Annotated in this window: 31 protein-coding genes; 19 read left to right on the top strand and 12 right to left on the bottom strand. The window is 57.7% G+C overall.

Features of this window, described 5'->3' with window-relative positions; translation table 11 throughout:
• Window positions 1-47: 47 nt before the first annotated feature.
• The 4 genes from ACR0NM_RS10340 (at window position 48) to ACR0NM_RS10325 (ending at window position 3,833) form a co-directional block, all read left to right on the top strand.
• The gene (locus ACR0NM_RS10340) at window positions 48-920 is read left to right on the top strand and encodes a carbohydrate ABC transporter permease (protein WP_039543053.1); all 873 of its coding nucleotides are present in this window, start codon (window positions 48-50) and stop codon (window positions 918-920) included.
• Window positions 913-1,812, top strand: coding sequence for a carbohydrate ABC transporter permease (locus ACR0NM_RS10335; RefSeq protein ID WP_170466642.1), 900 nt, complete (start codon window positions 913-915; stop codon window positions 1,810-1,812). Before ACR0NM_RS10340 ends, ACR0NM_RS10335 begins: the two co-directional genes overlap by 8 nt.
• A 5-nt stretch (window positions 1,813-1,817) precedes the next feature.
• Complete coding sequence (locus tag ACR0NM_RS10330; RefSeq protein ID WP_170408536.1) at window positions 1,818-2,915, top strand: ABC transporter ATP-binding protein; 1,098 nt, start codon at window positions 1,818-1,820, stop codon at window positions 2,913-2,915.
• Between the two features lie 108 nt (window positions 2,916-3,023).
• Window positions 3,024-3,833, top strand: a complete 810-nt coding sequence (locus ACR0NM_RS10325) for a methyltransferase domain-containing protein (protein ID WP_480614526.1) — start codon at window positions 3,024-3,026, stop codon at window positions 3,831-3,833.
• 59 nt (window positions 3,834-3,892) lie between these two features.
• Here ACR0NM_RS10325 and ACR0NM_RS10320 read toward each other — a convergent pair whose 3' ends face one another.
• Window positions 3,893-4,501, bottom strand: a complete 609-nt coding sequence (locus tag ACR0NM_RS10320) for an MlaC/ttg2D family ABC transporter substrate-binding protein (protein ID WP_170408534.1) — start codon at window positions 4,499-4,501, stop codon at window positions 3,893-3,895.
• Window positions 4,491-5,306, bottom strand: coding sequence for an MlaA family lipoprotein (locus ACR0NM_RS10315; RefSeq protein ID WP_170408533.1), 816 nt, complete (start codon window positions 5,304-5,306; stop codon window positions 4,491-4,493). Before ACR0NM_RS10315 ends, ACR0NM_RS10320 begins: the two co-directional genes overlap by 11 nt.
• A 297-nt stretch (window positions 5,307-5,603) precedes the next feature.
• Between ACR0NM_RS10315 and ACR0NM_RS10310 the strand changes: the two genes are divergently transcribed.
• Genes ACR0NM_RS10310 through ACR0NM_RS10295 form a run of 4 tightly spaced genes read left to right on the top strand, consistent with a single transcriptional unit; the run spans window position 5,604 to window position 8,361 of the window.
• Complete coding sequence (locus ACR0NM_RS10310; RefSeq protein WP_170394820.1) at window positions 5,604-6,059, top strand: RidA family protein; 456 nt, start codon at window positions 5,604-5,606, stop codon at window positions 6,057-6,059.
• Window positions 6,056-6,826, top strand: a complete 771-nt coding sequence (locus ACR0NM_RS10305; RefSeq protein ID WP_480614523.1) for a glycerophosphodiester phosphodiesterase family protein — start codon at window positions 6,056-6,058, stop codon at window positions 6,824-6,826. The genes ACR0NM_RS10310 and ACR0NM_RS10305 overlap by 4 nt, the downstream gene beginning before the upstream one ends.
• Before the next feature lie 45 nt (window positions 6,827-6,871).
• Window positions 6,872-8,059, top strand: coding sequence for a GNAT family N-acetyltransferase (locus tag ACR0NM_RS10300; RefSeq protein ID WP_480614521.1), 1,188 nt, complete (start codon window positions 6,872-6,874; stop codon window positions 8,057-8,059).
• Window positions 8,056-8,361 (top strand): 4a-hydroxytetrahydrobiopterin dehydratase, encoded by a 306-nt coding sequence (locus ACR0NM_RS10295; protein WP_170394812.1) that lies wholly within the window; start codon window positions 8,056-8,058, stop codon window positions 8,359-8,361. The genes ACR0NM_RS10300 and ACR0NM_RS10295 overlap by 4 nt, the downstream gene beginning before the upstream one ends.
• On the opposite strand, the gene ACR0NM_RS10290 is transcribed toward ACR0NM_RS10295, so the two are convergent.
• The 4 genes from ACR0NM_RS10290 to ACR0NM_RS10275 form a co-directional block, all read right to left on the bottom strand.
• Complete coding sequence (locus tag ACR0NM_RS10290) at window positions 8,344-8,652, bottom strand: hypothetical protein (protein ID WP_170664287.1); 309 nt, start codon at window positions 8,650-8,652, stop codon at window positions 8,344-8,346. The genes ACR0NM_RS10295 and ACR0NM_RS10290 overlap by 18 nt on opposite strands.
• A gap of 28 nt (window positions 8,653-8,680) precedes the next feature.
• Complete coding sequence (locus ACR0NM_RS10285) at window positions 8,681-9,028, bottom strand: penta-EF hand family protein (RefSeq protein ID WP_170626752.1); 348 nt, start codon at window positions 9,026-9,028, stop codon at window positions 8,681-8,683.
• 11 nt (window positions 9,029-9,039) lie between these two features.
• Window positions 9,040-9,285 (bottom strand): glycine zipper 2TM domain-containing protein, encoded by a 246-nt coding sequence (locus ACR0NM_RS10280; protein WP_170466621.1) that lies wholly within the window; start codon window positions 9,283-9,285, stop codon window positions 9,040-9,042.
• A gap of 103 nt (window positions 9,286-9,388) precedes the next feature.
• Complete coding sequence (locus ACR0NM_RS10275) at window positions 9,389-9,874, bottom strand: redoxin family protein (protein WP_480614518.1); 486 nt, start codon at window positions 9,872-9,874, stop codon at window positions 9,389-9,391.
• A gap of 99 nt (window positions 9,875-9,973) precedes the next feature.
• Here ACR0NM_RS10275 and ACR0NM_RS10270 point away from each other — a divergent pair, with 99 nt between their 5' ends.
• The 4 genes from ACR0NM_RS10270 to ACR0NM_RS10255 are packed head-to-tail and all read left to right on the top strand — an operon-like array spanning window position 9,974 to window position 12,581.
• Complete coding sequence (locus tag ACR0NM_RS10270) at window positions 9,974-11,185, top strand: NAD(P)/FAD-dependent oxidoreductase (RefSeq protein ID WP_480614515.1); 1,212 nt, start codon at window positions 9,974-9,976, stop codon at window positions 11,183-11,185.
• On the top strand, window positions 11,182-11,739 hold the full coding sequence (rsmD, locus tag ACR0NM_RS10265; protein WP_480614512.1) for a 16S rRNA (guanine(966)-N(2))-methyltransferase RsmD: 558 nt from the start codon (window positions 11,182-11,184) through the stop codon (window positions 11,737-11,739). Before ACR0NM_RS10270 ends, rsmD begins: the two co-directional genes overlap by 4 nt.
• Window position 11,740: 1 nt before the next feature.
• Window positions 11,741-12,376, top strand: a complete 636-nt coding sequence (locus tag ACR0NM_RS10260; protein ID WP_170514060.1) for an HAD family hydrolase — start codon at window positions 11,741-11,743, stop codon at window positions 12,374-12,376.
• Window positions 12,377-12,401: 25 nt separating this feature from the next.
• Window positions 12,402-12,581, top strand: a complete 180-nt coding sequence (locus ACR0NM_RS10255) for a hypothetical protein (protein ID WP_170394788.1) — start codon at window positions 12,402-12,404, stop codon at window positions 12,579-12,581.
• Here the strand turns inward: ACR0NM_RS10255 and map are convergent.
• Together map and sfsA are read right to left on the bottom strand one after the other, a co-directional pair.
• Window positions 12,569-13,381, bottom strand: a complete 813-nt coding sequence (gene map, locus ACR0NM_RS10250) for a type I methionyl aminopeptidase (RefSeq protein WP_170394785.1) — start codon at window positions 13,379-13,381, stop codon at window positions 12,569-12,571. The two genes, ACR0NM_RS10255 and map, sit on opposite strands and share 13 nt — an antisense overlap.
• 109 nt (window positions 13,382-13,490) lie before the next feature.
• Window positions 13,491-14,192, bottom strand: coding sequence for a DNA/RNA nuclease SfsA (gene sfsA, locus ACR0NM_RS10245; RefSeq protein ID WP_480614509.1), 702 nt, complete (start codon window positions 14,190-14,192; stop codon window positions 13,491-13,493).
• Between the two features lie 51 nt (window positions 14,193-14,243).
• Between sfsA and ACR0NM_RS10240 the strand changes: the two genes are divergently transcribed.
• The 5 genes from ACR0NM_RS10240 (at window position 14,244) to ACR0NM_RS10220 (ending at window position 18,116) form a co-directional block, all read left to right on the top strand.
• Complete coding sequence (locus ACR0NM_RS10240) at window positions 14,244-14,966, top strand: competence/damage-inducible protein A (RefSeq protein WP_480614506.1); 723 nt, start codon at window positions 14,244-14,246, stop codon at window positions 14,964-14,966.
• Window positions 14,963-15,673, top strand: coding sequence for a GNAT family N-acetyltransferase (locus ACR0NM_RS10235; protein WP_170426109.1), 711 nt, complete (start codon window positions 14,963-14,965; stop codon window positions 15,671-15,673). The genes ACR0NM_RS10240 and ACR0NM_RS10235 overlap by 4 nt, the downstream gene beginning before the upstream one ends.
• Window positions 15,674-15,683: 10 nt before the next feature.
• A complete protein-coding gene (locus ACR0NM_RS10230; protein WP_170408522.1) occupies window positions 15,684-16,256 on the top strand; it encodes a peroxidase-related enzyme in 573 nt (190 codons plus the stop codon).
• Window positions 16,253-17,152, top strand: coding sequence for an OmpA family protein (locus tag ACR0NM_RS10225; protein ID WP_170394770.1), 900 nt, complete (start codon window positions 16,253-16,255; stop codon window positions 17,150-17,152). The genes ACR0NM_RS10230 and ACR0NM_RS10225 overlap by 4 nt, the downstream gene beginning before the upstream one ends.
• Before the next feature lie 148 nt (window positions 17,153-17,300).
• A complete protein-coding gene (locus ACR0NM_RS10220) occupies window positions 17,301-18,116 on the top strand; it encodes a DUF2189 domain-containing protein (RefSeq protein WP_480614503.1) in 816 nt (271 codons plus the stop codon).
• Window positions 18,117-18,183: 67 nt separating this feature from the next.
• Here the strand turns inward: ACR0NM_RS10220 and ACR0NM_RS10215 are convergent, their stop codons facing one another.
• Window positions 18,184-19,089, bottom strand: coding sequence for a LysR family transcriptional regulator (locus tag ACR0NM_RS10215; RefSeq protein ID WP_170394766.1), 906 nt, complete (start codon window positions 19,087-19,089; stop codon window positions 18,184-18,186).
• Between the two features lie 228 nt (window positions 19,090-19,317).
• On the opposite strand from ACR0NM_RS10215, the gene ACR0NM_RS10210 reads away from it, so the two are divergent.
• Complete coding sequence (locus ACR0NM_RS10210; protein ID WP_170648822.1) at window positions 19,318-19,758, top strand: DUF4399 domain-containing protein; 441 nt, start codon at window positions 19,318-19,320, stop codon at window positions 19,756-19,758.
• 26 nt (window positions 19,759-19,784) lie between these two features.
• On the opposite strand, the gene ACR0NM_RS10205 is transcribed toward ACR0NM_RS10210, so the two are convergent.
• The 3 genes from ACR0NM_RS10205 to ACR0NM_RS10195 form a co-directional block, all read right to left on the bottom strand.
• A complete protein-coding gene (locus ACR0NM_RS10205) occupies window positions 19,785-20,174 on the bottom strand; it encodes a hypothetical protein (protein ID WP_480614500.1) in 390 nt (129 codons plus the stop codon).
• Window positions 20,171-20,422, bottom strand: a complete 252-nt coding sequence (locus ACR0NM_RS10200; protein WP_170394756.1) for a hypothetical protein — start codon at window positions 20,420-20,422, stop codon at window positions 20,171-20,173. The genes ACR0NM_RS10205 and ACR0NM_RS10200 overlap by 4 nt, the downstream gene beginning before the upstream one ends.
• A gap of 96 nt (window positions 20,423-20,518) precedes the next feature.
• On the bottom strand, window positions 20,519-22,546 hold the full coding sequence (locus ACR0NM_RS10195) for an FAD-dependent oxidoreductase (protein WP_480614497.1): 2,028 nt from the start codon (window positions 22,544-22,546) through the stop codon (window positions 20,519-20,521).
• Window positions 22,547-22,683: 137 nt separating this feature from the next.
• Here ACR0NM_RS10195 and ACR0NM_RS10190 point away from each other — a divergent pair, with 137 nt between their 5' ends.
• A complete protein-coding gene (locus ACR0NM_RS10190) occupies window positions 22,684-23,169 on the top strand; it encodes an RNA pyrophosphohydrolase (protein WP_480614495.1) in 486 nt (161 codons plus the stop codon).
• The last annotated feature ends 2 nt before the right edge of the window (window positions 23,170-23,171 follow it).

The raw sequence follows: 23,171 nt of genomic DNA, 5'->3' as shown, positions 1-23,171 counted from the left end.
TCTGCCCCCTATAGTGAGGGGCAGAGCATCTTTCCCCGGAGGCTAAAATGTCCGAATGGCTGGAAAACCACCTGCCCAAGGTGGTGCTGGCACCGTCGTTCATCGCCGTATTGATCTTTGTCTACGGATTTATCGGATGGACCGCATGGGTGTCGCTAACCCGATCGAAACTACTGCCGAAATACGAGATCAAAGGCTTCATTCAGTATGAACGCCTGTTCGACTCACCCCGCTGGGATACGGCGATCAACAACCTGTATATCTTTGGCGCGCTGTTCATCGTGATCGCGATGGTACTAGGCCTGTTGCTGGCCATCCTGCTGGATCAGAAGATCCGCGTGGAAGGCGCGATCCGGACGATCTACTTGTACCCGATGGCGTTGTCGATGATCGTGACCGGTACGGCGTGGAAGTGGATTTTGAACCCGGGCCTGGGCATCGAATCCATGGTGCAGGGCTGGGGCTTTCCGAATTTCGAATTCGACTGGCTGGTGAACCCTGACTATGCGATCTACACTATCGTGATCGCCGCGATCTGGCAGAGTTCCGGCTTCGTCATGGCGTTGTTTTTGGCCGGTTTGCGTTCGGTCGATGGCGAGATCATCAAGGCCGCACAGGTCGATGGTATCCCCACGTGGCGCATCTATACGGCGATCATCATCCCTTCGATGGCCCCCATTTTCCTGTCTGCTTTCATCGTGCTGGCGCACCTCGCAATCAAAAGCTTCGACCTTGTCATCGCCCTGACTGGTGGCGGTCCGGGCTACGCAACCGATCTGCCCGCTACTTACATGTACGCCATGGCCTTTTCGCGCGGCGATATTGGTCAAGCGGCATCGTCCGCGATGATCATGATGCTGGTCGTCTTTGCCATCGTGGTCCCCTATCTTTACTCAGAGCTGAGGGCGAAAAATGACTGATCTGTCGATGCCCCAAACACAAACCCGCACCCAAAGCGCTACGGGCAAGATTGCCCTGCGTTGGTTGCTTTATATCCTGCTTGGCCTGTTTGCACTGTATTATCTGATGCCGCTCTTCGTGATGTTGACGACATCATTGAAAAGCCTTGAGGAAATCCGCACCGGCAGCCTGATTTCGCTGCCGCGAGAGGTCAGCTTCGACGCCTGGAAAACCGCATGGTCCGGCGCTTGTACCGGTATCCAGTGTGAAGGTTTGCGACCCTATTTCTGGAACTCGGTTCTGATCGCGGTGCCTGCGGTATTTTTGTCGACCCTGTTGGGTGCGCTGAACGGCTATGTCGTGGCGCAATGGCGGTTCAAAGGGGCCAATATCATCTTCTCGCTGATGCTGTTCGGTTGCTTCATCCCGTTCCAAGTTGTTCTGCTGCCAATGGCACGTCTGCTGGGTATGATGGGGATTGCGGGTACCATTCCGGGCCTGATCTTTGTCCATGTGATCTACGGGCTGGGCTTCACCACGCTGTTCTTCCGCAACTACTATGTCACCATTCCGGCCGAGCTGACCAAGGCGGCGCGGGTTGATGGGGCTGGGTTCATGCGGATTTTCTGGTCGATCTTTCTGCCGCTGTCGCTGCCCATCATCGTGGTGACTGTGATCTGGCAGTTCACGCAGATCTGGAACGACTTCCTGTTTGGCGTGTCGTTCAGCCAGGCGGGGACACAGCCCGTGACTGTTGCGCTCAACAACATCGTAAACTCCACCACCGGCGTCAAAGAATACAACGTCGACATGGCTGCCGCGATCATCGCGGGGCTGCCGACGCTGCTCGTCTATGTCGTTGCCGGTAAGTATTTCATCCGCGGCCTGACCGCTGGCTCTGTGAAGGGATAAGACCCATGGCTCCCATCCTTGATATCAACAAACTCTACAAGAATTACGGCGCGACCGAGATTCTGAAAGACATCAACATCTCGATTGAACCGGGCGATTTCCTGGTGCTTGTCGGCCCCTCGGGCTGCGGTAAGTCTACGCTGCTGAACTGCATTGCGGGACTGGAAGAGATCACCGGTGGCACATTGTCCATCGGCGGCAACGACATGACCCATGTCAGCCCCAAGGATCGCGACATCGCGATGGTGTTCCAGTCTTACGCCTTGTACCCGACCATGTCGGTGGCCAAGAACATCACCTTCGGCATGAAAGTGCGCGGGGTCGATCAGGCCACGCAGGAAGCCAAGCTGAAAGACGTCGCCTCCTTGCTGCAGATCGAGCCATTGCTGAACCGCCGCCCCAGCCAACTGTCGGGTGGTCAGCGTCAGCGGGTCGCGATGGGCCGGGCGTTGGTGCGCGACCCCAAGCTGTTCCTGTTCGATGAACCGCTGTCGAACCTTGACGCCAAGCTGCGGGTCGAGATGCGGACCGAGATCAAGAAGCTGCACCAGACACTGGACGCATCCATAGTTTATGTTACCCACGACCAGATCGAAGCGATGACGCTGGCCACCAAGATCGTAGTCCTGAAAGGCGGGGTCGTGCAGCAGATCGGTACTCCGGCTGAGATCTACAACAACCCGGCCAACCTGTTTGTGGCGGATTTCATGGGCTCACCTGCGATGAACCTGATCCCGGCACAGGCATCGAACAATGGCTCGGGGACGCAAATCTCGATCGCGCGCGAATCCGGTGAAACGCTGGTTCTGAACGATGCACGCGACTTGTCTCTGCCGCAGGATGTCATCCTTGGTCTACGTCCTGAAGATATCGCCGAGGCCGGGTTCCGCGCTGGCGCAGGCGTGCAGGAAGCCGCCTGCATGGTCGATATGGTCGAACCCGCAGGGGCAGATACCTACGTGGTGTCGGAATTGGGTGGCAAGCAGGTCACGGCGCGGCTGCATGCTGAAACCAGCGCGCAGGCCGGTCAATTGCTGAACCTGGCGTTCGACATGAGCAAGGTGTCCTACTTTGCCAAGGAAACGGGTGAACGGCTGAACTAAGGGACCGTTGGCCCGCACCAACCCGGGGTGGGCCATAGCAATCACGGTCGGTTTTGGCCGGTTAATTTGAAATATGCTATCTTGGGACGTAGCGAAGGGAGGCGCGCTATGTCCGATCCGTATTCCGATCTGGCCGGGCAGGATATCTCGGTCCAAGAGCGTATCGCCGAAGCTATGGAAGCGCGGTGTCTGGAGCCAGCGCAGAAAGAGATCAGGGATAGCTATCTAAGTGATTTGATTGTCCCTGAGGGCGGGCTCGCGGTTGAGCTGGGTTCAGGCACCGGGCACATCACGCAAGAGCTGCTGTCTGTCGGCGGGGTGGAGCGCGCGCTCGGCATTGAGCCCTCACCGGTTATGGTCGAACGTGCGAGAAACAGCTTCGCCAGCGAGAGCAATCTTGTTTTTGAAACCGGCGATGCAAAGGCAACCAGGCTTGAAGATAGCTCAGCAGACCTTGTTCTGGCGCATACACTGTTGTGCCATGTACCCGGCCCCGAGGATGTGGTTTCCGAGGCCTTTCGGATACTGAAACCGGGCGGGATATTCGCGATTTGCGATGGGGACTACGATACCGCCACAGCGCAGATTGCCGATTTTGATCCTCTGGATCAACTCATTCGGTTCATGATCAATCAGAACGTCACAAACCTCTGGATCATGCGCCAGATTGGCGGTGCACTCTCTCAAGCAGGTTTTGAGTTGGGCCGTCGCCGGGGACACGGTTATGTGGCCGAAGGAGAGGCGACTTACTTTCTGACCGTTATCGACCGTGGCGCGGATCGAATGGCCGAGACCGGGTTGTTAGCGCCTGAAACGGCACAGGCGCTGAAATCCGAGGCCCGGGCGCGTGTGTCTGCAAACACGTTTTTTGGCTACATGTCTTATGTCAGCCAGATCGCGTGCAAGCCTGCAAACTGAACAAAAAAGCCACCGCGCGAACGGGTCGGGCGGTGGCTGGTGTAGGGCAATCCCTCAGATCAACCCGTCTTTTTCAGGTCCTTGATCAGGCGATTCAGATCGCCGCCGCGCGCATCCAGCATCGCGCCGATTTCGGTGCGCTCAGTCAGCAGCAGGTTCACGCCTTCGATGAACATGTTGTAGAACTTGCCGCGGCCCGATTTGTCGGACACCAGGAATGTCACTTCGAACGGGGATGAGCCGCGCAATTTGACCGAGGTTCTGACCTCGTATCCGGTCTTGATCTTGCGCGCGTTACGCACGGTGACCTCACCGCCGATGAACTCGCGGAACCGGCGACCATATTTGCGCGAAATATAGCCTTCGAACGCTTTGGTGAACTGACGCAGCTGTGCGGATGAGGCTGTACGTGCATCCGCCCCCAGCGCATAGCGGGCCATGATCGGCACATCACCGTATTGCACAAAAATCTTCTGAAAATCACGCAGCATGGCGTTTTCGGATTTACCCGAGTCAATGATACGCGTGATATCGGCCACAACGCTGTTGACCAGCTGTTTGGCCTGCGCTTCGGTCAGCGCGAACGCGGGCAGAGGCAATGCGGCAACTGTCATCCCGGTCAGGGCGGTGGCCACAAAACGGCGTCGGTTCAACAGGTTATTCGGCATAGGGGTCCTCGTACGGGTCAAGATAGGGGTCTCTGACAGGGTCGGTCCCGGTGGTGGCGTAGGGATCGTCATACAGACCCAGATAGGCGTCTTCATCATCCCTTGCCAGTTCAAAGCGGCGATTTTGCAGGTAGATCGTGCGCGCTTGCGCGTAACTGTCTGCACTTTCGTACAGAATCGAATCAACTGTATCCGAGAACCGACCGCGATCTCCCATCCGCCGCACGACCTCGGCATAGACACCAATATTGTCGACCGGGCGGGTCGGGCTAAAGTTGATCGGATTCGAGAACAGGTTGACCACAACGCCGACCGCATCGCGCGCGGTGGACGGGCCGTAGAAGGGCAGTTCCACATAAGCACCTTCGCCCACGCCCCAGACATGCAGGGTTTCGCCGAAATCAGTATCAACAGGCGGCAGGTTCAGCTCATCCGCCGGGGCTGACAGGCCAAAGCCGCCCACGGTCGAGTTGATCAGAAAGCGCAGCAGCGCATTGCCGGACTGTTTCAGATTGCCTTGCAGCAGATAGTCCAGCGCCTGCCCGGGCATCGTCAGGTTTTCGGCAAAGTGATTGAAACTGGTAACCATCGGATCTGGTACGATCTTCACATAGCCTTTCGAGGCCGGTCGGAACAGGAATCGGTCCACACCCAGATTGAACTTGTGAATGCCCCGGTTGGTCCCTTCATAGGGGTCAAAAATCTCACCCCGCGCCGCTGCGTCCTGAGGCTGCGTCGCGCATGCCGATAGGACCGTCAGGATGCCGAATATGATCAGGTGCTTCAGACGAATGTAACTTGGCACTGTCTTCGTTACTCCGAAAATTGCCCAGCGGTATCCGGGCCTTCAATCAATACAGCCTTTGCACCCTTGGTGGCGCAATTGGTCTCACATAGAGGTTTCGCGCAGGATTTGAAACAACAACTCGCGTTTACCTCAGCCGATGGGGCGACGTAAAGTGACACGAATTCAACACTTCCTGAATAAGAGAAGACCTGCCCAGTTTGCAGGCAATGGGAAAAATCCCGCTTTCACGCTTTCGGAAACAGGTTTTCCCGGGTAGCGTCCGCGCTGAATCACTACGAGATGAGGATCAATCATATGAGCATCGCAGCAAAACTGGACAGCCTTGGTGTCAGCCTGTCGGACGCACCTGCTCCGGCAGCGAACTACGTTCCTTTCGTGCGCATCGGCAACATTGTCTACGTGTCGGGCCAGATCTCCAAGGCGGATGATCTGATCACTGGCAAGCTCGGTGATGATATGGATGTTGAGGCAGGCGCCGCTGCAGCCAAAGTCTGCGCCATCAACCTGTTGGCTCAGGTCAAAGCGGCTTGTGGTGGCGATATCGACAAGCTGGTGCGCGTGATCAAGCTGACCGGTTTTGTAAACTCGACCGCTGATTTCACAGAACAGCCGAAGGTGATCAACGGGGCCTCCGACTTCCTGGTCGAAGCGCTGGGCGACGCCGGTCGTCATTCGCGCTCGGCCGTCAGCGCAGCCTCATTGCCTTTGGGTGTTGCCGTTGAAATCGAGGGTATTTTCGAGGTTCAATGAAACCGTCCCTTCCGTCTGAGTTCCTGCAGCGCCCGATAGCACATCGCGCGCTGCATGACATTTCTGATCAGCGGCCCGAGAATAGCCGGGCCGCCATTCGTGCCGCAATAGACGCCGGTTATGGGGTCGAGATTGATCTGCAACGCACCCGTGACAATCGGGCCATGGTGTTTCACGACTATGACATGACCCGTCTGACTGGGCAGCCCGGACCGATCCAACAGATCACCGAAACACAAGCGCGGGCCCAGACGCTTCTGCATTCTGACGGTGAAGGTATCCCCTCGCTGGAAGAGGTGCTGGCCATTGTTGCAGGACGGGTGCCCTTGCTCATCGAGTTGAAGGATCAAGATGGTGCAATGGGCCCCGATATCGGTGCTTTGGAAGCAGATGTTGTAAGCGCACTGAAAGACTATGAAGGCCCGGTCGCGCTGATGTCGTTCAACCCGCATTCAGTCGCAGAGATTGCACGCCTTGCGCCACATTTGCCGCGCGGTCTCGTTACCAGCTCTTACGAGCCCAAAGTCGAGCTTCTGCCGCAAGCCGTCTGCGATCATCTGCGCAACATCCCGGATTTCGACCGCGTTGGAGCCAGCTTTATCAGCCATGAAGTCATCGATCTTGACCGCCCCCGGGTCGCTGAGTTGAAGGCACACGGTGTGCCGATCCTGTGCTGGACCGTGCGCTCGCTTGAACAAGAAGCAGAGGCACGCAAGGTTGCCGATAATGTCACGTTCGAAGGCTATCTGGCCGAACATCCCGCTTGATCCCGGCGTGCGCGATCACAGATAAAGGTGCAGCGCGGAGGGGATATGGATCAGGCACAGATTGAGGTTCGGGTTCTGACATCGGTCTCGCAGATTTCCGCGAGCGACTGGGACAGTTGCGCCTGCCCCGAGGTTGCCGATGGCGGGCGACCGTTTGACCCGTTCACGACACATCGGTTTTTGCATGCCCTGGAAGAAAGCGGCTCGGTCGGGCGCGGTACTGGCTGGCAGCCGCAATACCTGACGACCTATCTGGACGGGATGCTGATTGCGGCAGCCCCGATGTTTGCCAAGTCGCACTCCCAGGGTGAATACATCTTCGACCATAGCTGGGCTCATGCCTATGAAAGCGCGGGCGGGCGATATTATCCCAAGCTGCAGATCGCGGTGCCCTTCACACCCGCGACTGGCAGGCGTTTTTTGGTGCGACCCGGCTACGATGCTGTCGGGATCTCGGCGCTGGTGCAAGGAGCGGTGCAACTGGCCGCCGAGAATCGAATTTCATCGCTGCACGCTACTTTCTGCACCGAGGCCGAAGCGCTGGCAGGTGAGCAGATGGGCCTGATGGTCCGCCACTCGCAGCAGTTTCACTGGCTCAATGATGATTACGCCGATTTTGACGAGTTTCTGGCTGCGCTGTCCTCGCGCAAACGCAAGAATATCAAGAAGGAACGCACGCAGGCCTGTGATTTCGGTGGGCAGATTCGAACAATCACCGGCGATGATCTGCGACCCGAGCATTGGGACGCGTTCTGGCGGTTCTATCAGGATACCGGCGCGCGAAAATGGGGCTCGCCCTACCTGACGCGACAATTCTTTGATATCGCTCAGGAAACCATGACGGATGACATCGCCTTGGTGCTGGCCGAACGCAATGGATACCCCGTCGCCGGTGCGTTAAATTTTGTCGGGCGGGAAACGCTGTATGGCCGGTATTGGGGCTGTGTCGAACATCACCCCTGCCTGCATTTCGAACTGTGCTATTATAGGGCGATCGACTTTGCCATTGCGGAAGGTCTGGCGCGGGTTGAGGCCGGTGCGCAGGGCGAGCACAAGCTGGCGCGCGGCTATCTGCCAACCCGCACGCATAGCTTGCATTGGGTTGGCGATCCGGGTTTTGCTGATGCGGTTCAGAAATATCTGGACGCCGAGTCCCACGCAGTGGGAGAAGAGATCGAGATTCTGACGGATTATGGCCCGTTCAGGAAATCGAACCCGGAGGAACAGCAATGACCGAACTTCTGTCAACCGAGACCCGCGGCCCGCTGCTGGACCCGCTGTTCAGAAATGGCTGGACCATGGTCGAAGACCGCGACGCGATCACCAAGACCTTCATCTTCGATAATTTTGTCGCCGCCTTTGGCTGGATGACGCAGGTGGCGATCTGGGCCGAGAAATGGAACCACCACCCCGAATGGTCGAATGTCTACCGCACGGTAGAGGTGGTCCTGTCGACCCATGATGTTGGCGGTCTGTCTGCACAAGACGCCAAGCTGGCGCGTAAGATGGACAGCCTGCTAACGGTCTCCGCGTGAACCCGTCCCACCGGCCAGCAATGTTGCCGTTCCCAGCTGCTTGAATTCTGCCGGAGTGATCGTGCCGTCGCTGACATTGATATTGCCCGGAATTCTGATCGTACGGGTGCCGATGGACCGCACGCTGCGGGCCGCCGGATTGATGTCGAGACACCGATTTTCATAACAGGTCAGACCGCTGGTATTGATCTGAATCTGCACCTGACCATCAGGGCCGCTGATCACCGGGGATTGCTGTACGTCACATGCGGCCAAAGCCACCAGGCTACCGAGGCAGATCCATTTATTCATGACACGCTCCTGCCAACCAAGTTGGCGTTTAATCTAAGAGACCGTTGCCATCCTTATCCGCAGCGTCAAAATCGTTCTGCATCTGGCTGACATACTCTGCCTTTGAGATAAGACTGTCGCCATCCCGGTCAACGGCTTCGAACTGTTTGATATCCAAGAACGGTTTTGCTTCGCTCAGGCCCAGAGTGCCGTTCTTGTCTTCGTCCATTGCCTGAAATGCATAGTCCGAGAAGGCGTTGAATTCGTCCTTGGACAGGAAGCCGTCATTGTTGGTGTCGATGTTATTCAACTCGGCCTCGTGCAGTTCTGCGACAGTCTCTGCGTTTGCAGCAGCAGCCATCACGAATACGGTGGTGATAATCAATACTCGTTTCATCTCAAATCTCCTCAGCACGCGTAACGTTCGCCAGACACGCCACCCGCAGCGGCGCCCGCCGCCGTCAGGATGGTCTTGCCTGAACCACCGCCAAATTGATTGCCGATCACTCCACCGATCAGGGCGCCGCCTATGGTACCACTCAGGCAGGCGATCTCGTGCTGTCGCGCAGCCTGTTGTTGGGGTGTGGGTGCAGGTCCGCACGCCGCCAGGGCCCCGGCGGTGCCAAGAAACAATGTAAGAAATTTCAGTCGCATCAATGAACTCCCCAGTTGTATGGGCCAAGTATTGGCGCATCGGGGCGTTGCATCAAGTTAAATGCGTTTCACGTGGCCCCGGTCAAACCGGGGCCGACAGGGATCAGATACTATCAAGCAGGCCTTCACCAGCCGAGACCTCACAGACACCGGGGTTTTCTTCCAGATTCATCGCCACAACCTTGCCGTCTTCAACCAGCATTGCATAGCGTTTGGAGCGTGCAATCAGGCCTACGGGCGGGGCGTCGAAATCCATGCCGATGGCCTTGGTAAACTCGGACGCTGCATCGGCCAGCATGGTCAGCCCGGCCGCTGTTGCACCGGTGCTTTCTCCCCAGGCGCCCATCACGAAAGGGTCGTTGACCGAGATACAGATGATTTCCTCTACACCCTTGGCATCGAACTGGTCCTTGGTCCGCATGAAGCTTGGTACATGAGCGGTTGTGCAGATTCCGGTGAACGCACCGGGTACAGCAAAGATCACAACCTTGCGCCCTTTGGTCTTGTCTGAAATCCGAACCTCCTCGGGGCCTTCGGCACCCATCTGGATCAGCGTGGCCTCGGGCAGCATGTCACCTGTTGCAATCATTTTTACGCTCCTGTCATTTGGATTTGCAGAGTCGGGCTTTGCCGCAATATAGGTGGTCGAAACAAAGTAACCACGTGAATTCTGCAGGGTGAGCGAAACATGAGCCATATTGTCGTGATCGGGGCAGGGCAGGCCGGTGCTTCTTTGGTAGCACGGCTGCGCAAGGACGGGTTCGAAGGTGACATCACCCTGATCGGAGCCGAGCCGCATTTGCCCTACCAACGCCCGCCCTTGTCCAAGGCTTACCTGTTGGGCGAGATGGAGCTGGAGCGCCTGTTCTTGCGGCCCGAGAGCTTCTATGCCGAAAACAATATCACCCTACGGTTGGGTCAACGTGTGACGGCGATTGATCCAAAGGCCAAGACGGTGACCCTCGGCGATGAGGTGATCACCTATGATGAACTGGCGCTGACCACTGGGTCCGACCCACGCCGCCTGCCCGCAGCGATCGGGGGCGATCTTGAGGGTGTCCATGTGGTGCGAGATCTCGCCCATATCGACGAGATGGAACCTCGGGTATCGGATGGCGCCCGCGCGCTGATCGTTGGTGGCGGCTATATCGGGCTTGAAGCCGCCGCCGTTTGTGCCAAGCGCGGGGTCAAGGTGACTTTGGTCGAGATGGCCGACCGCATCCTTCAGCGTGTCGCGGCCAAAGAGACAAGCGACTACTTTCGCACGCTGCACACCGAATACGGGGCCGACATTCGTGAGGGCGTCGGGTTGGATCGTCTGGTTGGTGAAAGTGGCAAGGTGACGGGCGCCGTCCTGACCGATGGCACCCAACTTGAGGTGGATTTTGTTGTCGTCGGCGTCGGCATCGCGCCGTCGACTCAACTGGCTGAAATGGCCGGGTTAGAGCTGGATAACGGCATCAAGACCGACGCCCATGGCCGCACCTCAGATCCGTCGATCTGGGCGGCGGGCGATTGCGCGTCGTTCCCGCATGGCGAAGGCCGTATCCGCCTGGAAAGCGTGCCGAACGCCATTGATCAGGCCGAGATCGTGGCCCAGAACATGTTGGGCGCGGCTAAGGATTACACTGCAACGCCATGGTTCTGGTCCGATCAGTATGACGTCAAGCTGCAGATCGCCGGGCTGAATACCGGCTATGACCGTGTGGTGACTCGCAAGGGTGAGGGCGCGACGGTGTCTTTCTGGTACTACAAGGGAGATCAGCTGATCGCGGTCGACGCGATGAATGACCCGCGCGCTTATATGGTTGGCAAACGCCTGATTGATGCCGGCAAGACCGCTGAACCGGCTGTTGTTGCCGACCCAGAAGCGGACCTGAAACCGCTGCTCAAAGCGTGAGGATCATCGCCGGAGACTTCCGGGGCCGGGCTCTGACTTCGGTTGGCAAAGGCGATGCCGGTGCGCATCTTCGGCCAACCACTGACCGGGTAAGGGAAAGCCTGTTCAACGTTTTGAATCATCAGATCGACTTCGACGGCTTGCAGGTTCTCGACCTTTTTGCGGGCACCGGTGCATTGGGACTAGAAGCGCTGTCTCGCGGCGCGTCCCACGTCACGTTTGTCGATGATGGGAGGGTCGCGCAGGGTCTGATCCGCAAGAATATCGCCCTGACCGGAAGCGCCAGCCAGACCACTTTGATCCGGCGGGATGCGACCCGTTTGGGCGAAAACCCGGGCACTGTTTGTGATCTGGTTTTTCTGGATCCGCCTTACGGAAAAGCTCTGGGTCAAAGGGCACTGGCCGCGGTTACCCAAGGTGGTTGGTTGTCTGATGACGCTCTGATCGTCTGGGAAGAAAGCACCCCCATGCTCGCGCCCGAGGGCTTCACGCTGCACGACGCGCGGAAATATGGCGACACGCATATCTCGCTGATGTGGCGCACAGGGGGCTGAGATGCACGATCTGGTTATCTTTGATTGCGACGGCGTTCTGGTCGATAGCGAGGTTTTGTCCAATCAGGTCATGGTCGACAATCTCGCTGGCCATGGTCTGCACTTGTCCTTAGCCGAATGCATGTCCCTGTTTGTTGGCGGCACCATGACCGGTGTGCGCGACAAGGCGCGCGAGCTGGGGGCTGATCTGCCGGATGACTGGACTGATCAAATCTATGCGGAAATCTACGAGACGCTGAAAGCAGGGACGCCTCTGGTCGCGGGTATCCGTGAATTGCTGGCGCAACTGGATGCAAGCGACATTCCCTACTGTGTCGCCTCAAATGGGCGGCCTGAGAAAATGAAGATCACTTTGGGCCAGAATGGTCTTTGGGAGCGTTTTCAAGATGTGATGTTTTCGGCGCAGGTGCTTGGAACGGGCAAGCCCGACCCGACCCTGTTCCTGACCGCTGCACAGCATTTCGGCGCAACGGTGCCGGTTGTGATCGAAGACAGCGAAAACGGTGTCACCGCAGCAATCCGCGCCAATATGCGCTGCCTGGGCTACGCGGCCCATGATGATGGTGTGCGATTGGAAGAACTAGGGGCCGAAGTGTTCTCCGACATGTTACATGCGCCCAAGCTTTTGGGACTTTGAGCCATAAACGTGTTATGCTTGGTCCATGGACCGCGCTATCACACCTCCGCTCTGGGCTTTTTCGAAAGACGCCGACACCACAACTGGGCCTCCGCCCAAACCGATGCGCGCGCCGGTGTTCATTCACGACGCGGTCATCCCGTGGCGGGATGAAACCTTGCTGCTGAAGCTATTACGCGATCAGGCGACCGATCAGGACGAATAGGTCGGGTGATATTTGCCGCCCGGTGACAAGGTGAAAATCTCAACCCCATCTGCGGTCACACCGACCGAATGCTCGAACTGCGCCGACAGCGATTTGTCGCGGGTCACGGCAGTCCAGTCATCGGACAGTGTCTTGGTTTCAGGACGCCCCAGATTGACCATCGGCTCGATGGTAAAGAACATGCCCTCTTCCAACACAGCTCCGGTACCCGGACGACCATAGTGCAGGACATTTGGTGGCGCGTGGAACACCCTGCCCAGACCGTGGCCGCAGAAATCGCGTACAACGCTCATCCGATGCGCCTCGACATAGGCCTGAATGGCGTGGCCGATATCGCCGAAGGTATTGCCCGGCTTGACCATCTCGATACCCTTGAACAGCGCGTCGTGGGTCACCTGAATCAGCCGTTCGGCCTTGCGCGGCAATTTACCCGCCACATACATGCGCGACGTATCACCGAACCAGCCATCAACGATGACGGTCACGTCGATATTCAGAATGTCGCCATCCTTCAGCTTTTTGTCACCCGGAATGCCGTGACAGACCACGTGGTTCACGCTGATGCAGCTGGCGTGCTGATAACCCTTGTAGCCAATGGTTGCCGATTCCGCGCCTGCATCCTCGACCATCTGAGTGATCAGCCCGTCAATCGCACCGGTGGTCTGGCCGACAAAAACATGTTCAGCAATGTCATCCAATATCCGCGCAGCCAGCGCCCCTGCCGCATGCATGCCGGCAAAGTCACTCTGTTCATAGATGCGGATACCGTCTTTGGTCAGACGGCCACGATGTTCTTTCATCGGTGCGGGACTCCAAATATTTCACGCAGCACTTCTTTTACGCTGCTTGTGCAGAAAGTACCAGAGGGCTCGGTTTTCAACTAGTAAATAGGGTCTATCAAAGAAGTTTCTAGCCCGCGCCCCATTGCCGAGCGGGCTCAACCCAGACGCCTTCGGGCGTGATCCGAGTTCCAACGACAAAGCGTTCAACCCCAATCGCTGCCTCAAACGCCGCCGCATAGGCTGGGTCAATATCATCGGCCAGTGCAAACCGATCGCAATCGGTCCTTTGCACCAGATAAAGCATGATCGCCCGGTGGCCTTGTACGGCCATCTTTGCCAGTTCGCCCAAATGTTTGGTGCCGCGTGCGGTGACGCTGTCGGGAAACTCGGCGAGGCCCGCTTGGCGAGAGAGGGTGACGCTTTTGACCTCGACATAAGCATCGGGTAGGCCCGGCCCGGTCAGCAGGAAATCGATACGGCTGTTTTCACCGTATTTGACCTCGGGGCGCACGGTTTCATAGGCGGCCAGCTCGGGGATTTCACGCGCCTCTAGCGCCAACCGAAGCGCCTTGTTGGGGACTGATGTGTCGACCCCTGTGAAATGCCCGTTCTCATGATCGACCAGCCGCCAGCCGTATTTCAGCTTTTTCTTCGGATCGTTGTTGGGCTCCAGCCAGATTTTCTCACCCGGTTCTGCCAGCCCCATCATTGAACCCGGATTGGCGCAATGGGCTGTCACCTCGCGCCCGTCTTCCAGCCTGCAGTCTGCCAGAAAGCGTTTGTAGCGGCGGATCAGTCGAGCGGGGACAAGGGGGGTTTCAAATTGCATGGCCAAGGGCCTATACCTGCCCTAACGGTCGATCAAGAGGGAGGGCGCGTCATGGCCAATCCAACCGCTGCAATGTTGGTGATCGGGGATGAGATCCTCTCGGGCCGCACCCGCGATGCCAATATGCATTATCTGGCTGGAGAGCTGACCAAACACGGCATTGACTTGAAAGAGGTGCGCATTGTCAGCGATGATGCACCCGCGATTGAGGCAGCCGTAAGGGCGCTATCAGAGGCCCATGGCCATGTGTTTACCAGTGGTGGTATTGGTCCGACCCATGACGACATCACCGCTGATTGCATCGCCCGTGCCTTTGGCGTGCATATCGATGTTCGCGACGACGCGCGTGCATTGCTTGAGGCGCATTACGAGAAATCCGGGCTGGAGCTGAACGACGCTCGCCTGCGCATGGCGCGTATTCCGGAAGGGGCCGAATTGATCGACAACCCGGTCTCGACCGCGCCCGGCTTTACCATCAACAACGTCCATGTCATGGCCGGGGTGCCTTTGGTTTTTCAGGCCATGGTTGCAAGTGTTCTGCCTTCGCTCATCGGAGGTAGCCCGCTTTTGTCGCAGACGCTGCGTGTGGATCGGGGTGAAGGCGATATTGCAGCAACTTTGGCCGCACTGGCCAAAGACTTCGGCGATCTTTCGATCGGCTGTTATCCGTTTCAGACGAATGGCGTCTTCGGAGCCAACGTCGTCGTGCGCGGCACCGAGGGTGGACGGATCGATGCCGCCATGACCCGCCTTGCGAAAGAGATCGAGCTTTGAATCCCGATTGGGCCGCCGTTGTCGATGGCACATGGCCTGCCGCCGGCTATCAAACACAAGGCCCATTTCGACTGCGGCAAGGACAGGGCGGAGGTTCACGCGTCTCTGCCGCCAATCGCACCGGGGACGTCACCAGCGCCGATATCGATGCGGCCGAAAGCGCCATGCAGGCGATGGGTCAAAAACGCATCTTCTGCCTACGGCCCGGAGATGAGGCGCTGGATGCAATGCTTGCGCAACGCGGCTACGACATCCTTGATCCGGTTAATATCTATTCCTGCCCGGCGCAGCAGTTGACCGATATCCCGATCCCGCGCGTGACTGTTTTCAACATCTGGGAACCACTGGCCATCATGCGTGAGATCTGGACGCAGGGCGGTATCGGCCCCGAACGGATTGCGATCATGTACCGGGCACCGGGCCCAAAGACCGGCCTTTTGTTGCGCCACAGCGATCAGCCCGCAGGAACCGGCTTCGTGGCGATCCATGAAGGTATCGCGATGGTTCACGCGCTCGAAATCCTGCCGGATCACCGCCGCAAGGGGTTGGGCCAGTGGGCCATGCGCGCCGCGGCCTTTTGGGCGCTGGACAATGGCGCGCAGACGCTTAGCGTGATCTGTACCAAGGCGAACGCGGGGGCCAATGGCCTCTACCACTCGCTTGGGATGAAGATCGTCGGAGAATACCACTATCGCCAGCGCGTCTGAGGAGGACGAATTGACAAAACAGGACATGCCCACTGCCCTGGATCTGCCAATGGTGGACCCACTACCGTCAGAGACGCAGAAATACTTTGATATCTGTGTTGAGAAACTGGGAATGGTGCCGAATGTCCTGCGCGCCTATGCCTTCGATATCGACAAGCTGAATGCCTTCACTTCGATGTATAATGATCTGATGCTGGCCGATAGCGGGCTGGCCAAGCTGGAACGCGAGATGATTGCGGTCGTGGTGTCCTCGATCAACAAATGCTTCTACTGCCTTGTGGCTCATGGCGCAGCGGTGCGGCAGCTTTCGGGCGATCCGCAGCTGGGTGAGATGCTGGTCATGAACTACCGCGTCGCCAAATTGGACGCGCGCCAACGTGCAATGCTGGATTTCGCAGCCAAGATGACTACCGCCAGCACCACAATCGAAGAGCCCGATCGCCAGCTTTTACGTGATGTCGGGTTTTCGGATCGCGATATCTGGGACATTGCCAATGTCACCGGTTTCTTCAATATGACCAACCGCGTGGCCAGTGCCACTGCCATGGTCCCGAACCCCGAGTATCACGCACAGTTCCGATGATCCGTTTCCTGTTCCTTAGCCTCCTTTTGGCCGTGCCTGTGCAGGCGCAGGAACTGACGTTGCCCGCCAGCGCCCGGCAGATTTCGGATCGCACCAGTGCATTGGACAGCTACGACCTGCCAACCGGCGTGTTTGCCGACGGCGCAGTTCCATCCCGCACTGTCGAAGGGCGTGTCGAGCGGCTAACATGGCGTCTGCAGGCCGGGTCTAGCACGACGCTGCAAATTCTTGCACCGCTTCGGGATCAGCTTCAGGCGCAAGGTTTCGAGATCACGTTTGAATGCGAGGCACGCAATTGTGGAGGGTTCGATTTCCGCTTTGGCACCGAAGTGGTGCCGACGCCTGACATGTATGTGGCGATCCACGATTACCGTTTTCTATCCGCCTCCCGCGGTGACGAAGTGCTGAGCCTGCTGGTCAGCCGCAACCCGCCGGATGGCTATGTGCAGATGATCCGGGTAACCCCGCAAGGTACGCAGCCTGCGCAGCCACTTGTGATCGAGGAAACCGTTGAGGGCCCTGCCGGGTTGCTAAACGATCTCAGCAGTACCGGACATGTCATCCTTGATGACCTGCACTTTCGCACCGGCGAAGTCGCGCTGGGCGAAGGGCCGTTTGCCTCGCTTGCGCTGCTTGCGGGCTATCTGGCCGACAATCCTTCGACCCGTTTGGCGCTGGTAGGGCACACGGATGATACGGGCGCATTGCAGGCCAATATTGCGGTCAGCACCAAACGGGCGGAAGCCGTGCGTGCGCGCCTGATCGAAGCGCACGGTGTTGCCGCCGACCGGATCGAGGCGCAGGGCGTAGGCTATCTTGCGCCCATCACCTCTAACGCTACGCCCGAGGGCCGCGATCTCAATCGCCGGGTCGAGGCGGTGTTGCTGGTCAACTAACAGGCGCGAGCACCGCGGACGCCCTGTGTCCCCCTTGCCCTGATGGCGCGGCCTGATGCACACTTGCAGCTAATCGGTGCGTCTGTCTTGCCATCAGGCCTGTTGGCAGGCAGTCCCACCAGTCACCATGCTTTGGGAGGAATGCGTCATGGCATCCAAAACCGAAGATACCACTCCGCCGGATAACACGGTCCCACAGCAATCCATGCCCGAGGTTAACAGGCTGACGGCCGAGGATATTACCGCATCGCTGAAGGCCGGGTTTTCCGACTTCCTCGCACACCCGGTCATGAGCGGCTTTTTCGGCCTGTTCTACGCAGTTTTCGGCATCCTGTTCGTTTGGTGCCTGGTCGGGCTTGGCAATATCTGGATGATCATTCCTGCCGCCGTAGGCTTTCCGCTGGTCGCCCCATTTGCGGCCGCCGGGCTTTATGAAATGTCCCGTAGGATGCAGAAAGGGGAAAGCTTCGGCTGGTCCGAAATCCTCAGCGTCATGGCCCATCAACGCAAGCGCGAGATGGGTTGGATGGCCTTTGTCACCCTGTTCATTTTCTGGGTATGGACCTACCAAATCCGCCTTTGGCTGGCGATCATCCTGCAAAAGGCGTCCTTCTCGGATTTCGAAGGGTTCATGAACACCATCTTCTTCACACCGCAAGGCTGGATCTTTCTGGCGGTCGGCACCTGTATCGGCGCTTTTTTGTCGGCGGTCCTGTTCTCGGTGACTGTGGTGGCCATGCCCATGCTTCTGGATCGGGAAACCAACTTTGTTTCCGCCATGCTCACTTCCATTCGCGTGGTCGCTGAAAGCCCGGTGGTAATGCTCAGTTGGGCGGCGATCATCTCGATCACCATGCTGTTGTCGCTGGTTCCGGCGTTTCTGGGGCTGATTTTCACGCTGCCGATCCTGGGCCACACCACGTGGCACCTGTATCAGCGGGCCGTATCACCAGAGACTAACTGATGCATCGCTAGACAAAAAAAGACCCGTGCCATTCAGCACGGGCCGTTTAGGTGCCACAGGGAGAATTCTACCAATCCATCGGACCCTTTTCAGCAAAGGACTCGACAAGAAAATCAATGAAAGCCCGCACCTTGGGCTGGGTGAACCGGCCCGGCGGGTAGACCGCATAGACGCCCTGAACCTCATCCGGCAGCGATGGCATGGCGTCTACCACCTCGCCCGATTTCAGTGCTTCGGCATATAGATAGCTGGGCAGATGCGCGATCCCAAGCCCCGAGATCGCGGCGTTCAGTAGCGACTGCCCATCATTTACGCTCAGCCAGCCAGCAGTGCGGACCTGACGCTTCTCGCCCGAAGGCGCCGTCAGCTTCCACACGCTGCCCGAGGATTGGCTGGAGTAATGCAGCAGTTTGTGTTCGTTCAGATCGTCGATCTTCTGCGGGCGTCCGAACTGTTCGATATATCTCGGCGACGCGACCATGCGTTTCACTGTTTCGGTCAGCTTACGGGCGCGCAGCGTGCTGTCTTCCAGCTCGCCAATGCGCACGGCCACGTCAAAGCCTTCGGAAATCAGCTCAACATAGCGGTTGTTCAGAACCATATTCACGGTGATGTCCGGATAGGCCGACAGGAAGTCCGACAGGACCGGTGACAGGTGATTGACGCCAAAATCTGTTGCCACAGAGATCCGCAGCAGACCAGAAGGCGCAGATTGCATCGAAGTCACCAGCGCATCCGCTTCGCCTGCGTCGTTCAGCACGCGACGGGCGCGATCATAATAGGCCAATCCGATCTCGGTTGGCGAAACCCGGCGCGTTGTCCGGTTCAAAAGCCTTGCCCCCAACCGCGCCTCGAGGCTCGAGACGTGTTTAGACACGGCTGATTTGGAGATGCCCATTTTCTTGGCCGCGTCGGTGAAACCACCCTGGTCCACCACGTTGGAAAAGGCCTCCATTTCAGTTAGTCGATCCATTCTCGTTCCCCAGGTCTTCCGTTCGTTGTCTCTTTATCGCGATCAATCTGGGCAAGAACTGGGCAGACATGGGATAATATCAGGGTTTTGAATCGGATCGTTTGCAACTAGGAAACGCCCGGCCCTATATGCCGCGGACCATGCCTTTCGATACAAAACCCCGTTTTCTGGACTTTTTTCCAATCGTGCTATGATGAGAATGGCATTTTTGTGACCACGGAGGAGACTATGAAAGCCCTATTTGCTGTCATTACCCTGTGTCTGACCGCCAGCCTTGCGTGGGCCGGAGGGGAAACACCATCGAATCCAGATGCGAAGGTCTATTTCGTCAACCTGTCTGACGGTGACACCGTGCAATCACCTGTGACCGTAGTCTTTGGCCTCAGCGGCATGGGCGTTGCCCCCGCTGGAACCGAGAAGGAAAATACAGGGCACCATCACCTCCTGATTGATCGCCCACCACTTGGGCAGGGAGAAGACGGTGCGGACGAACTGTCATACGGTCTGCCCGCAGACGACAATCACATTCATTTCGGTGGCGGTCAGACTGAGGTGACTTTGGAACTTGCTCCGGGTGAGCATACTTTGCAGCTGGTGCTTGGGGATGCAGGCCACGTCCCTCATGCGACGCCCATTGTGTCCGAGGTGATTACGATCACAGTGGAGTAACAATTCACCTTCGCCGCAAAACGCGATTATACGGCGGCAGGCAGCAGGAATATATCGCGGGCAAGCTGCGTGTTGAGACGTTCCGCAGAATACCATTGGTTGAGTACTGACTTGGCCATCAGGTCGGAATTTTCCTGTGCGAAACTCTTAAAGTCAGTAGCTTGCGTGTTGGCCAGCCGCTCTGCGATCAGGCTCATGAATGCGTAGGTGATTGTCAGATTGAACTTGTCCGGTGCGCCTGCGTTCGCTGCTAACGTGCGAATTCCCTTGGCGTAGATCTCTGCGGCATCGATGAAATCATACTTGTGTAGCAGGTCATAAGCGACTTGCACATGTTCGACGTGTCCGAACCTTGCGTTGTCGATTGCGTGTGCTTCAAATGCGATGGTGACGTCGGCGTATCGAGATGCGCTCATTCTTCATCCTCCTTGAAACGGTGGCTGTCTTCAGCTGTCCAATCGAAGTCGTAGACACTTTTGAGCTGTTTGATCTTCTTCAGTGTCTCTTCAGAGAAGGCTGGCTTGTTCTCAAAGCTGTGCAGCGCGATGCCCTCAATCAGGTCGCCAAGGGTCATGTCCAGCGATTCTGCCAGCCCTTTGAGAACTTTCAGAAGCCGCTTCTCGATTCGAATTCCTGTTTGGGTGCGTTCTATTTTCTGACTCATGTGGTACATATGTACATTGATAACAACTGAGTCAAGGAAAACGAAAAAAGCCGCCTCTTCCGGGGCGGCTTTCTCCAGCGCAGTGGCACTACAACGTCAGAACGCTGCCGCCAGACGTGTGCCCTGATTGATCGCACGTTTGGCGTCCAGCTCAGCTGCCACATCTGCTCCACCAATCACATGCGGGGTCATTCCACGTTCGATCAGCTCATCCGCCAGCGACCGGTCCGAGACCTGCCCGGCACATAGGACGATCGACTCGGCTGCGATCACGGTTGGATCATCGCGGGTTTCACCAAAGCTGACATGCAGGCCGTCCTCGTCGATGCGCTCATAATTCACACCACCAACGAAACTGACGCCCTTCATCTTTAATGTCGCGCGGTGGATCCAGCCCGTTGTCTTTCCCAGCCCCTTGCCGTGACGCTGCGCCTTGCGCTGCAGCAGCGTGACCTGCCGTGCTGGTGCTTCGGGCTGCGGGCCCTCGGGGGCCAGGCCCGAGCGGTGTTCTGCGGGGTCGGTCACGCCCCATTCCTTCATCCACAATGGAAGGTCCGTGGTTGGGCTGTGACCGTCTTCCAGCAGGAATTCGGAGACATCGAACCCGATGCCTCCGGCCCCGATTACGGCAACGGTGCTGCCGACCTCGGCCTTGTCGCGCAGCACGTCGATGTAGCTGAGCACATTGTCCCGATCCTGGCCGGGAATCTGTGGATCACGTGGAGTGACACCGGTGGCGATGACCACCTCATCATAACCGGTCAGATCATCTGCGCTGACCTCTCGGTTCAGTTCGACCGTCACGCCTAGGTCGTCCATCATGGTACGGTACCAGTCGACCAGTCCCCAGAACTCTTCTTTCCCTGGCACCTGTTTGGCCATGTTCAACTGCCCGCCTATCTCGGCGGCGCGATCAAACAGGGTTACATCATGGCCGCGCTGGGCAGCTGTCATCGCGGTGGACAAACCTGCAGGGCCAGCGCCGACAATGGCCACGGTCTTACGTGTCTCGGCCTTGCCGATCACCAATTCGGTCTCATGACAGGCGCGCGGATTGACCAGGCATGAGGTCAGCTTACCGCTGAAAGTGTGGTCCAGACAGGCCTGATTGCATGCGATGCACGGGGCGATCTTCGCGGCTTCATTTGCAATCGCCTTGTTCACGAAATCCGCATCGGCCAGCATCGGCCGCGCCAGAGACACGATATCGGCGCAACCGGTCGATAGAACTTCTTCGGCAACCTCAGGCGTGTTGATCCGGTTCGAGGTGATCACTGGAATCCCGACTTTACCCATCAGCTTCTTGGTAACCCACGCAAATGCAGCACGGGGAACGCTGGTGGCAATCGTTGGAATCCGCGCCTCGTGCCAGCCGATACCGGTGTTGATGATCGTTGCCCCGGCCTGCTCAATCCGCTGCGCAAGTTCAACGACTTCGTCATGGGTCGACCCATTGGGCACAAGATCAATCATCGAAAGGCGATAGATGATGATGAAATCGCTCCCCACGGCTTCCCGCGTGCGGCGTACCACCTCGATAGGCAGACGCATCCGGTTCTCGTATGACCCACCCCAGCGATCCTCGCGCTTGTTGGTGTGGGTCACGAGGAACTGGTTCAGGAAATACCCCTCGGAGCCCATGATCTCGACCCCGTCATAGCCCGCCTGTTGGGCCAGAACAGCCGCGTTTACGATGTCGCTGATTTGCTTCTCGATACCCTCTTCGTCCAACTCATGCGGCGGAAACGGAGAAATTGGGGATTTCACCGGGCTGGGGGCCACGCATTTCGGACCATAGGCATAGCGCCCCGCATGCAGAATCTGCATCGCGATCTTGCCGCCTGCCTCATGCACACGTTTGGTCACAATGGAATGGTTCGCCACCTCTTCATCATTGGTCATCATCGAGGCCCCGGGCAGCACCGAGCCCTCAAGGTTCGGGCCAATCCCACCCGTCACCATCAAAGCAACACCACCGCGCGCGCGATCCGCGTAGAACTCGGCGACACGGATCCAGTCGCCGGTCTCTTCCAGACCGGTATGCATCGAGCCCATCAGCACGCGGTTCTTCAACGTGGTAAAACCCAGATCCAGCGGGGCCAACATGTTTGGGTACGCAGTCATGGCAAACTCTCCCTCCCGACTTTGACCGTCAGATTGACCTTCGCGTCACCTTTGTCACGTGAAACCTAACGTCATTCCCTTTGCCTTTATCGCGGCGCTTGCTAGAGACGCAGCAAAGCTTAATCACGAGGCCGCGCATGACCCCTGATGAAATCGCCAAACTGCCCTATCGCCCCTGCGTGGGACTGATGTTGATGAATGCCGAGGGTCTGATCTTTGTCGGTCAGCGCAATGATCGCCACAAGGACGCCTGGCAGATGCCTCAGGGTGGCGTGGACAAGGGCGAAGACCCGCGTGATGCGGCCCTGCGCGAGCTTTGGGAAGAAACTGGTGTAACCAGCGATCTGGTCGACATCATCGCCGAGACCGACGGTTGGCTGCCCTATGACCTACCGCATGACATTGTGCCGAAAATCTGGAAGGGCCGGTATCGCGGACAGGAGCAGAAGTGGTACCTGATGCGGTTTCTGGGCCGGGATGATCAGATCGATATCGCAACCGAGCACCCCGAGTTCACCCACTGGAAATGGCAAGACCCCAAGAGGCTGGTCGATGAGATCGTGCCGTTCAAAAAGGACGTCTACCAGCAGGTGCTTTCTGCGTTTCAGCCGCATCTCGGGTAGTT

It is taken from the genome of Ruegeria sp. AF2, assembly GCF_056542025.1.
The sequence above is the reverse complement of the archived record's forward strand: the minus strand, read 5'-3'. Positions and strand labels throughout refer to the sequence as shown.